The sequence below is a fragment of the Asticcacaulis sp. genome, from assembly GCF_020217185.1.
In the GTDB taxonomy this organism is placed as follows: domain Bacteria; phylum Pseudomonadota; class Alphaproteobacteria; order Caulobacterales; family Caulobacteraceae; genus Asticcacaulis.
Genome location: NZ_JAIWNX010000022.1, coordinates 1 through 10,000, shown reverse-complemented (window position 1 = coordinate 10,000; position 10,000 = coordinate 1). Strand labels below are relative to the sequence as shown.

13 protein-coding genes are annotated in these 10,000 nt (G+C 62.6%); 12 read left to right on the top strand and 1 reads right to left on the bottom strand.

Annotation, left to right across the window (positions count from 1 at the left end; all coding sequences use genetic code 11):
• The 11 genes from LDL37_RS01025 to LDL37_RS00975 form a co-directional block, all read left to right on the top strand.
• The coding region (locus LDL37_RS01025; RefSeq protein WP_290793059.1) for a hypothetical protein at window positions 1–620 on the top strand (620 nt) is incomplete at its 5' end.
• A 61-nt stretch (window positions 621–681) separates the two neighbouring features.
• Window positions 682–1,605: a glyoxylate/hydroxypyruvate reductase A gene (locus LDL37_RS01020; RefSeq protein WP_290793056.1), complete on the top strand. Its 924-nt coding sequence runs from the start codon at window positions 682–684 to the stop codon at window positions 1,603–1,605.
• Window positions 1,606–1,725: 120 nt separating this feature from the next.
• Window positions 1,726–3,270 (top strand): amidase, encoded by a 1,545-nt coding sequence (locus tag LDL37_RS01015; RefSeq protein ID WP_290793054.1) that lies wholly within the window; start codon window positions 1,726–1,728, stop codon window positions 3,268–3,270.
• A 108-nt stretch (window positions 3,271–3,378) separates the two neighbouring features.
• Window positions 3,379–3,630: a hypothetical protein gene (locus LDL37_RS01010; protein WP_290793051.1), complete on the top strand. Its 252-nt coding sequence runs from the start codon at window positions 3,379–3,381 to the stop codon at window positions 3,628–3,630.
• Complete coding sequence (locus LDL37_RS01005; protein ID WP_290793048.1) at window positions 3,627–4,193, top strand: hypothetical protein; 567 nt, start codon at window positions 3,627–3,629, stop codon at window positions 4,191–4,193. The genes LDL37_RS01010 and LDL37_RS01005 overlap by 4 nt, the downstream gene beginning before the upstream one ends.
• Before the next feature lie 40 nt (window positions 4,194–4,233).
• Entirely contained in the window at window positions 4,234–4,770 is a 537-nt protein-coding gene (locus LDL37_RS01000) for a hypothetical protein (RefSeq protein ID WP_290793045.1), read from the top strand.
• 97 nt (window positions 4,771–4,867) lie between these two features.
• Window positions 4,868–5,734, top strand: a complete 867-nt coding sequence (gene motA / locus LDL37_RS00995) for a flagellar motor stator protein MotA (RefSeq protein WP_126423567.1) — start codon at window positions 4,868–4,870, stop codon at window positions 5,732–5,734.
• 208 nt (window positions 5,735–5,942) lie between these two features.
• Window positions 5,943–6,164, top strand: a complete 222-nt coding sequence (locus tag LDL37_RS00990) for a hypothetical protein (RefSeq protein WP_013480031.1) — start codon at window positions 5,943–5,945, stop codon at window positions 6,162–6,164.
• Window positions 6,165–6,252: 88 nt separating this feature from the next.
• Complete coding sequence (gene mnmD, locus LDL37_RS00985; RefSeq protein WP_290793037.1) at window positions 6,253–7,980, top strand: tRNA (5-methylaminomethyl-2-thiouridine)(34)-methyltransferase MnmD; 1,728 nt, start codon at window positions 6,253–6,255, stop codon at window positions 7,978–7,980.
• Window positions 7,981–8,050: 70 nt separating this feature from the next.
• Complete coding sequence (locus LDL37_RS00980; RefSeq protein ID WP_290793034.1) at window positions 8,051–8,527, top strand: DUF6491 family protein; 477 nt, start codon at window positions 8,051–8,053, stop codon at window positions 8,525–8,527.
• 12 nt (window positions 8,528–8,539) lie between these two features.
• Window positions 8,540–8,932 carry a DUF6491 family protein gene (locus LDL37_RS00975; RefSeq protein WP_290793031.1) on the top strand — a complete coding sequence of 131 codons (393 nt, stop codon included), beginning with the start codon at window positions 8,540–8,542 and terminating at the stop codon, window positions 8,930–8,932.
• A 117-nt stretch (window positions 8,933–9,049) separates the two neighbouring features.
• Here LDL37_RS00975 and LDL37_RS00970 read toward each other — a convergent pair whose 3' ends face one another.
• Window positions 9,050–9,466: a response regulator gene (locus LDL37_RS00970; RefSeq protein ID WP_290793028.1), complete on the bottom strand. Its 417-nt coding sequence runs from the start codon at window positions 9,464–9,466 to the stop codon at window positions 9,050–9,052.
• Window positions 9,467–9,585: 119 nt separating this feature from the next.
• Here LDL37_RS00970 and LDL37_RS00965 point away from each other — a divergent pair.
• Window positions 9,586–10,000, top strand: a 415-nt coding sequence (locus LDL37_RS00965) for a hypothetical protein (RefSeq protein ID WP_290793026.1), incomplete at its 3' end; no start/stop codon positions are given.

Sequence of the window (10,000 nt, the reverse complement as noted above, 5' to 3'; positions counted from 1 at the left end):
AAGAGTCTCAGAGAGATATTCTCAATAAATTCAACGGAGATCGCGTTGGCGCTTGGCTCAGATACAAGCAGTTCGTTAATACGGTAGGCCAGGAAAACCGCCCTACAGCCTATTCAGCCCTGAGCCGCATCATCACTACTCCTTTTGATGTCGCGAGCAAGCTGTTGGGTGGGGGGGATGACAGCCTCGTCCTGCGCAATGCCGGCACCGTTCAAAGCAAGTCGGTCATGGCGATGGAGATGCCGTTATTGAATTTACAGGCTATTTCCATCCCTAAACCGGGGCGGGCCAGTTACTCTATTGAGCTTGATTACCAGCAGACCCGAGATGCTCTTCAGCCGTATTTCGATCTCTACTGTGCCAAGGGCAAGTCGGGTGCCGCCACCAAGGCTTGCAAGGATTATAACAACCTGAATGTCAGCGCAGAATTGATAAGCAACGCAAAAGAATGGCACGATGCTGATGCCAAATGGCGCAAGATTGATGCCTATTTTACGGAATTGCAGACGGAAAACGCGCGGCGCTTCCTGTGGATCAATCTCGACAACGGTACGGCCTCGGTCGGTGTCGAAAGTCTGACCGCAACAGACGCGACGGCGGGGGCGAAACCTCAGCCCTGAGTCATTGACGTCCACTTATGGACGCCCGCATAAAGGGGGTCTTAAGGTGCGGAGAGGTGTTGTGTCTGCCATCGTCTTTACGGGCCGCGTCTGCGATGCCGAAGCGCAGGCATGGATTGCTGCCCTGTCTGCGGCCTTGCCGGATATGCCCGTCGTGCCGCTAAGCGACGCCGACCCGAAGGCGGTTGAGGTGGCCGTAGTGGCCAATCCCGACCCGGCGCTGTTGCAGGCCCTGCCGCGCCTCAAATGGGTGCACAGCGTCTGGGCCGGGGTCGAGCGGCTGGTGGCTGAGTTGCCGGTGGACCTGCCGATTGTGCGGCTGGTCGATCCGGAACTGAGCCGCGTGATGGGCGAGGCGGTGCTGGCCTGGACGCTCTACCTTCAGCGCGACATGCCGGCCTATGCGCGTCAGCAGGCGGCGCGCCAGTGGCATCAGCGGCCCTATCGCGCGCCTTCGACGGTGACGGTGGGTGTGCTGGGGCTGGGCCATATGGGGCTGACGGCCGTGGCGCGCCTGCGGGCGGCGGGGTTTCGCGTTCTCGGCTGGAGCCGCACACCGAAACCCGCCGATTTTGAGGTGTTTACGGGCATGGACGGGCTCCAATCCCTGATGTCGCAGAGTGATATAGTGGTCAACCTGCTGCCTTCGACGCCGGACACGCGAAGAATTCTGAACGCCGAAACCCTGGGCTGGCTGCCGCCGGGCGCGGGGCTGATCAATTTCGGACGCGGCGCGGCGCTCGACATCGACTCGCTGTTGCAGGCGCTGGACCGCAACCTATCGCACGCCGTGCTGGATGTGTTTGACTCTGAACCTCTGGAGGCCGCGTCTCCCCTGTGGCACCACCCGCAGGTGACGGTTCTGCCGCACATCTCCGCCCCGACCAACCTCCACACCGCGGCGCAGGTGGTGGCGGATAATCTGCGCCACTGGCGGATGACGGGCCAACTGCCGCCGACGGTTGAGCGGTCGCGCGGCTATTAAGCGCGTCTTCAACGGCCGGATGCGGTCAGTATCTCCGGCCGTTGGTATGAGTCTGCAACGTCTTGCCAGATACGGTCTCGCGTGTAACCTTTCACAGACAAAGGCTGGAGGGCATGGGTTATGAAGCGTCTGGTATCCTTCTTGAGTATCGCCATCTGTCTGGCCAGCCCGGTTCAGGCGGCGCCCAAACCCGATCCGGTACGCGAAGCCTCCGTGGATCAGCTTCAGGCGGCCATGACGCGCGGTGAGCTATCGGCAGAGGCCATCACCAGAGCCTCCATCCGCCGCATCGAAGCCTATGACAAATCGCGCCAACTCAATGCTGTGATCGCGCTCAATCCCGATGCGCTGGCTGAGGCGCGTGCGCTGGATGCCGAACGCAAGGCGGGCAAGGTACGCGGGCCCCTGCACGGCATCCCCGTCCTGATCAAGGACAATGTGGAAACCAGGGACGCCATGCCCACCACGGCGGGGTCTCTGGCGCTGAAAGACAATGTGACGGGGCGTGACGCGCCGGTGGTGGCACGGCTGCGGGCCGCTGGAGCGGTCATATTGGGCAAGACCAACCTGTCGGAATGGGCCAATATCCGCTCGACCCGTTCGATGAGTGGCTGGAGCGCCGTGGGCGGCCTGACGGGCAATGCTTATGACGCGCGCCGTTCGGCCTGTGGCTCGTCGTCGGGCAGCGGTACGGCGGTGGCGTGGAGTTTCGCGGTGCTGGCCGTCGGGACGGAAACTGATGGCTCAGTCGTCTGTCCGTCGGCCATGAATGGACTGGTAGGGCTGAAACCGTCCATGGGGCTGATTTCGCGGACCCATGTGGTGCCTATCTCGCACAGTCAGGATATTCCGGGACCGATGGGCCGCAGCGTGCGCGATGTGGCGCTGATGCTGTCGGCCATGGCGGGCAGCGACCCGGCCGATCCGGTGACTCACGAAGCCGATGTGCGTAAAATTGACTATGCGGCGGGCCTGTCGCCCGATGCCCTGAAAGGGGTGCGTATCGGCGTGCTGCGCGACCGCACGGGCGGTCCGGGCAAGGTTGAAGCGGCCTTTAACGCCGCGCTCAAGCATCTGGAGGCGGCCGGCGCTGTGCTGGTCGATATTACCGACTCCTCGGTCGAGGGGCTGGATGCGGCTGAACTCAACGTGCTTCAGACCGAGTTGAAGGCCGATCTCAACGCCTATCTGGCCACCACGCCAGCGACGGTCAAAACGCGCACCCTGTCGGACGTCATCGCCTTCAACAAAACCGAGGCCGCCCGCGAAATGCCCTTCTTCGGGCAGGAGTTCTTTGAGGCCGCCGAAAAGACGCAGGGACTGGACGATCCGGCCTATAAGGCCGCCGCCACCCGCGCGAAAACCTTTGCGCGCAGCCATATAGACGGGCTTCTCAGCGCCTATGGCGTGTCGTTGCTGGTCGCGCCGACCTATGGCCTGCCGTGGCTTTCGGATGAGGTCAATGGCGATCAGTTTTCCGGCCCGTCGGCCAGCCAGTGGCCTGCCATGTCCGGCTATCCGCACCTGACCGTGCCGATGGGTCAGGTGCAGGGCCTGCCGCTGGGGATGTCCTTTATCGGCACCCAGTGGTCGGACGCAAACCTACTGAGTGCCGGTTTTGCTTTCGAGCAGGTGGCGAAGGCACGGGTGGCTCCCACCCAATAAGGTAATACGTCTTGAGGTGTTTTTGACGGCGCGCCGCTATGGCCGCGCCTTCATCCTTATGCGGTTGGGCGTAGGGTGCGCAGACCAAGCTGTTCTGCCGAGGATAAGATGACCCGCCGTATCGTCCCTGTCGCCACCAAGGTGCTGAGCCTTCTGCCCTTCGTTCAGACCCTGACCGGTCGCGCCCCGTCGGCCAAACTGATGGCGACGGCGGGCCTGATCAATACGCCCTATGCGCGGCGTGTGGCCCCCGGTCTTAGCGGTCTGATCAGCGTCGGTCTGGCCGTCGTGGCGGTGGCCCGCTTCGTCAAGGACATCCAACGCCGTAAGACGGCGCGGATCAGCGGGAGGCGGGGATGAGCGCCGTCTTCGCGCCTGATGCCGCCTTACGGGCCCGGCGCGCGCTGGGCCTCAGCCTGTGGACCGCCGGGGTGGTGCTGACGGTGGGTAGCGGAGCCGTTGCGGCGCGTATTGCCACCTTTGATGGCTCCATGCTGACCCAAGTCTATGAGCGCCGCGACCCGCACGCCGTGTTCCCCGCCACGGAAGCCGTAAAGCGCGATGTGCTGGATGTGCGCCCGCCGGTGGTGGAAACGCTCGCCCTCGCCAGCGCCTGGCCCGCGACTGAGGCCTTGCCCCCGCCCGAAGACGCCACTTCGGTCAGCTCTGAAACCTCGGCAGCGGCGGATATGGCCTATGTGTCGCCGGATGTCAGCGATGCGGCGGCTCTGGCCGAGGCCACCCGGCCGCGCGCCGTGCCGGGCGTCATCGAATGCACCGACACCTGTTTCGACGCGCATCAGGCGGCCACCGACACCGTCGAAACCGTGGATGGCGACACCACCTCCCTGCCGGCCATTACACCCGAGACGGCGGCCCGGCCAGAGACGGTGGCGCTCGATGACCTGTTGCCCCGCCGCTGAGCCCGCCAGCCTCTGGACGAGGGTAGGGGCGCGGGTTAGGATGCCCGATCTGGAAAGCGACGAGGAGGGGCACATCATGTACGGATCGAAAGTCAAAAAAGGGCTGATCAGCCTTGCGGTGATGGCCGCATTGGGGTTGGGGGCTCAGGCGCACGCCCAGACCGCCACACCCGCTCAGGGTGAGGCACAGGCGGCGGCGCTCAAGACCTGCCTCTCAAAGGCGGTAACGCCGGAAGACCAGCGTCTGATCGTGCGCTACGTCTTCTTCATGATGGCGCGCCATCCCGACGTCTCTCGCTATGCGGCTATTTCGCAGGCCGAACGCACCGAACTTGATCGGGGAGTCGGGGTCATGATGACGCGGCTGATGGTCGATCAGTGTGGGGCTGAAATCCGCGAAATCTACAAAAGCGGCAATCAGACTGTCGTGGAGAACGCCTTCGGAGAGGCCTTTTCGAGCGTCGGTGAGCGAGGCATGGAAGACCTGATGGCCCATCCGGATGTGCAGACGGCCTCGATGGGGTTCGTCACCTATATGGACATGAACAAGGTGGTGAAGCTGTTCCTGCCGAAATAAGGTCTTTCATTAACCTTAGGCGTTAACCGGAAACCGCCTCTTAAGATTTGGCGGGTTAAGTTCGGAAGAATCACGAAGTTCTCCGGACCCCTCCTGCATGTTTCAGATTATCGGTATTGTCGTCCTGTTTGCCACGGTGTTCGGCAGCTATCTGTGGTCCGGCGGGTCCATGGCGCCGATTCTGCACTCCCTGGCTTACGAACTTACGGGCATCTTGGGGGCCGCCATTGGTGCCACGCTGATCGCTAATGACCTGCATACCCTGAAGGGAATGGCCGGGGGATTGGGTAAGGTGTTCAGCGGTCCCAAGTGGAAGGGCTCCGATTATCGCGATCTTCTGTCGCTGTTGTTCCAGTTGACCAAGACGATGAAGGCCAAGGGGGTCATCGCGCTGGAAAGCCATATAGAAAAGCCGCATGACTCCTCGATCTTCTCGCGCTACCCCAAGATCATGAAGGACCACTTCGCCATCGACTTCATCTGCGACACGCTGCGTATGATGACGATGAACCTCGAAGACCCGCATCAGGTTGAGGACGCGATGGAAAAGCAGCTCGAAAAGCACCACCACGAGGCTGCGCATCCCGCTCATGCTCTGCAAAACATGTCAGATGCCCTGCCGGCGCTGGGTATCGTTGTGGCTGTTCTGGGGGTTATCAAGACCATGGGTGCCATCACCGAGCCGCCGGAAGTGCTGGGTGGCATGATCGGCGGCGCGCTGGTCGGCACCTTCCTGGGTGTTATGCTGTCCTATGGGCTGGTTGGGCCGTTTGCGGCCCGTCTCAACGGTATCGTTGAAGAAGAAGGCGCCTTCTACAAGATCATTCAGGCGGTGCTGGTGGCGCACCTGCACGGCAATGCGGCGCAGATTTCGGTCGAAATCGGTCGTGGCAACATCCCGTCCGGGGCGCAGCCGTCCTTTGCCGAGATGGAAGAGGCGCTCAACAATATCCCGAACGAATAGGGTAAGGTTAACGCAGGGGCGAATCCGTCCCTCTGAAAAGCCGCAATTTCCCGCCTTTGGCGTATTTTGAGGGGGAATTGCGGCTTTGTTGCGAGAGGTGATCACATATTTGTGAAAACACCCCTTGCGAGACTCAGCGGTTTTGCGTATGAAGGAGTCGGGCGCAGTTGCTAGGCGCTCTAACGTTAGAATCTAAGGATCTGGATCCATGACCTCTGAAATCGTCCGCAAGGCCCTGCTCGCCGCCGCCGCCGTCGCCGCTCTGTCGGTTGCCGCTTGCTCGAAGCCGGCTGAAGAGCCCGCCGCCACCGAAGAATCCGCTCCGGCTGACGCTTCGGCTGACGCCTCGGCCACTGTCGAAGCTTCGGAAGCCGCTTCGCCGGCCGCCGTCGAAGCTCCGGCTGCTGAAGCTCCGGCTGCTGCTCACTAATCCCCTGCGCCTCACGGCGCTGGATTAGACAAGAGTTTGGAAGAGGTCGTTCCCGGGAACGGCCTCTTCTTTTTTGTGCGTGAGCCCGATGACCGACGACCCCCAGCTTTATTTTGCCGAAGACGGTAACCCGCGTTCGGCGCGTTTCGATGACATCTACTATTCCTTACAGGACGGTCTGTCGGAGACGCGGGCGGTGTTCCTGAGCGGCTGTGGCCTGCCTGACGGGTGGGCCGGGCGACGTCATTACACGGTGGGCGAACTGGGGTTTGGCACCGGGCTCAATATCGCCGCCCTGATGCAGCTGTGGGCCACTCATCGTCCGGCGCAGGGGCACCTGCACCTGTTTTCCGTCGAAGCCTATCTGATGCCGCGTGAGGCCGCCGCACGCGCGCTGGCCAGCTGGCCGGAACTGGCCCCCTTTGCCGAGGCGATTATCGCGCGCTGGCCGCCGCAACGGCGCGGCTTTCACCTGATGACCTTCCCCGAATGGGGCGTGACCCTGACGCTGGCCCTGATGGATGTGCGCGACGCGCTGAGCCAGTGGGACGGTCAGGCCGATGCGTGGTTTCTCGACGGCTTTTCCCCGGCGCAGAACCCCGACATGTGGGCCGATGACGTGCTGAGCGCCGTGGCGGCGCACAGCGCGCCAGGCGCGCGTCTGGCGACCTTTACCGTGGCGGGGTTTGTGCGGCGCGGGCTTCAGACTGCCGGCTTTGAAGTGTCGAAACAGCCCGGCTTTGGGCGCAAGCGTGAGCGGCTGGAGGCGGTTTTCCCCGGCACCGTCAAAGCGCCCCCCGCGCCAGAGCGCATTGCCGTTATCGGCGGGGGCATTGCCGGGGCTTCCCTCGTCCATGCCCTGCGCCATTACGGGCATTCGGCCACTGTTTTCGACATTGGCCCGCAGGCGTCGGGCAATCCGGCGGGCCTGGTTACGCCGCGGCTGGATGCCGGGGGCGGGGCGATCAGCGCTCTGTTTGCCGATGCGCTTTATGCCGCCACCGACCTCTATGCGCGCCTGTGTCCCGAAGCCGTGCTGGCGCAGGGGGTGCAGCAACGCTGCGCAGACGCGCGCGACGAAGCGCGCTTTGCCAAAATCGCCGCCCAGCCCGATTTCGCGCCGGGCGATATGGTGCTCACCCCGGAAGGGCTCAGGATGGCACGCGCAGCCTCCGTGCGCCCGCCGGAGATCGTCAAGGCGCTTCTGGGAGACGCTCCGGTGGTAGCCGAAACCGTTGTGCGCGTGGAGCCCGCTGCGCCGGTGCGTATCGTGACCGACCGCGCGGTCTATGAATTTGACCGGGTGTTTCTGGCCTGTGGCGACGGGATTTTCGATCTGCCGTGGGCCGAGGCGCTCGATCTGCGGCCAGTGCGCGGGCAGATCGAAACCGCCGCCGCCCCGCCACCGGACCCGCAGCCGCAGGCCTGGGGGGGCTATTACGTGCCGATGCCCGAAGGGTTTGTCTTCGGCTCGACCCATATTCGCGGCGATCGCGCAACGGAGGGGCGTGACGATGACCGCGCCCACAATCTCGACACCCTGCGCGCGGTCCTCCCCGAAGCGGCGGACAGGGCTGCGGGGGGCACAGTGTCGCGCGCCGCGGTGCGTGTCACCACGCGCGATCACCTGCCGGTGATGGGGGAGGTGGCATCTGGCCTTACGGCGCTGACCGGTCTGGGGGCACGCGGCCTGTGTCTGGGGCCTTTGCTCGGCATGGCGGCAGTAGCGCAGGCGCTGGGGGTGCCGTCGCCGCTGACTGTGGCATCCGCGCATCGGTTGCGCCCGGAAAGATTACAGTCTGTACATAGTCATTAAATGGCCTGATTCCGCTCGCCTCATTGGAGATAAAGGACCGTCGCGTGCGGTTTGGCGAAGGAGTGATGCGATGAAGACTCTGATGACTGTTGTGGCTGTGGCGGCCGCCGGGCTGACGACCCTCAGCCTGCTTCCGGCGCAGGCTCAATCTGCGGCCTCCGCTCAGCCGGACCGTGAGCGTGACGCCGCGACACCGGCGCAAAAGGAAATGCGCAAATGCTTCCGCAGCGATGATATCGACCGCTTCAACCCCGTCGATTCGCGAACCATGATCGTCGAAACCTATGGCCGCCAGAATTACAAACTGGAACTGAGCGGGGCCTGTATGGGCATCGAGGACGCCTTCCGTATTGGTATCCGCACGCGCGCCGGTGCGCTCAACGTCTGCGGCGGCTTTGATGCGGAGGTTCTCTATTCCGAGCCGGGGTCGGGCCGTCTGGCGCGCTGCCACATCACCGACGTCAAAGCCATTACCAAGGAAGAAGCCGACCGTATCGAAGGCGTCACGCCGAAGACGGCGGAAAACAGAGACAGAGAAGGGACGTAAGAGGGTGCAGAGATGAAAGTCCTGATGAAACTGGCGGCGGTGGCCGTCGTGGTGACCAGCGGACTGGGGGCCTTGAGCCTGGCCTCTGCCGCGCCCGAAGACGCGCCCAAACCGGCGGGTAAGGCGCGGTGTCTGGACGCCAGCCATCTGAACCGCAAGATGGTGGTCGATAAGACGACGGTGCTGATCGAAGACAGTTTCGGCCGTTCGGCCCTTTTGAAGCTTTCGGCCCCCTGTCAGAACCTCGATGATCTCGACAAGATCGGCTTTGAATTTTTCGGCGGTACGCAGATTTGCGACCGGCGCGACGTCAAGATCCTCTATTCGCGTTTTGACGAGGCCCCGGTGCGCTGTCTCATCGAGTCCATAACCCCCCTGACGAAGGAAGAGGCGAGAAAGTACTAGAGCGATGTGCGGAAACGGAGTTCGGCGAAGCCAAAAGTGTGAGCGGTTTTCCGCAAAAACATCGCGAAAAACAAATATTTAGAGCGAAATGGCGATTCCACTCAAAGTCATTTCGCTCTAAAGATACAGTATCTGACCGGGGTTGGGGTTGTCGCGGCGATGGATCACTTCCTGGCAGACTTGTTGGATGTCTTCAAAACGGAAGGGTTTGGGCAGGATAAAGTCCACCCTGGCGCGACGGGCGGCATTGAGCGAATGGCTGGCGGCCAGCGGGGCCCCCTTGCGAATGGCGGTCATGACGGCAATCGGCGTGTTCGGTGCGGCCCGTCGATAGTCATCAATGTGATCGAGCGAGTTTTCATCGGCCATGAAGACGTCGATCACCAGCAGGGCCCAGGTCTGCCGGGCCAGTTCCTGAAGGGCATTGGGGCGATTGGTGGCCAGACCGGGGGCAAAGCCCGCGCGCTCGAACAGGCGTCCGATCAGTTGCGCCTGAGTCAGGCTGTCTTCGATGATGAGAACGCTGAGTGCCATGGGTACGCTCGTTGATATTACGCTGATATTTAAATTACAGCGTTCTGGTTAAGTAGGTTTGAACGTTCGGAAGGGGCAACGGAATTTGCCCTACCGAAGAGTTGGCTAAGGAGAGACAGATGCGACGTCTGAATGGAAAAGTCCTGTTCGCCGTGCTGGGCGTAGCCGGTGGGTTGATGGCCATGGGTGTCCTGCCCGTGAGTTCACAGGCCGAGGACGGTAAAAAAGCCCCGCTGCGTTGCGTAAACGGGCCGGGGATCGACACGACCGTTCTCGATCAGGAGACGATACTGGCCGAAGGGGCCGGCCGCGGCGGGGTGCTGATCAAGGTCGATGGTTGCCAGCTGACGCCCTATGATATTCTGGTGTTCGAATACCGCGGCTCGGTGCAGATTTGTGATCCGCTGGATGTGCAGCTTTCGGTGCGCCAAAGCGGAGACGGCGGCTTCAAGACGCCCTGCTTCGTGCAGTCGGTAACGCCGGTCAGCGCCGAAGAGGTCAAGACCCTGCGCAAGCAGAAGTATCAACGCACGG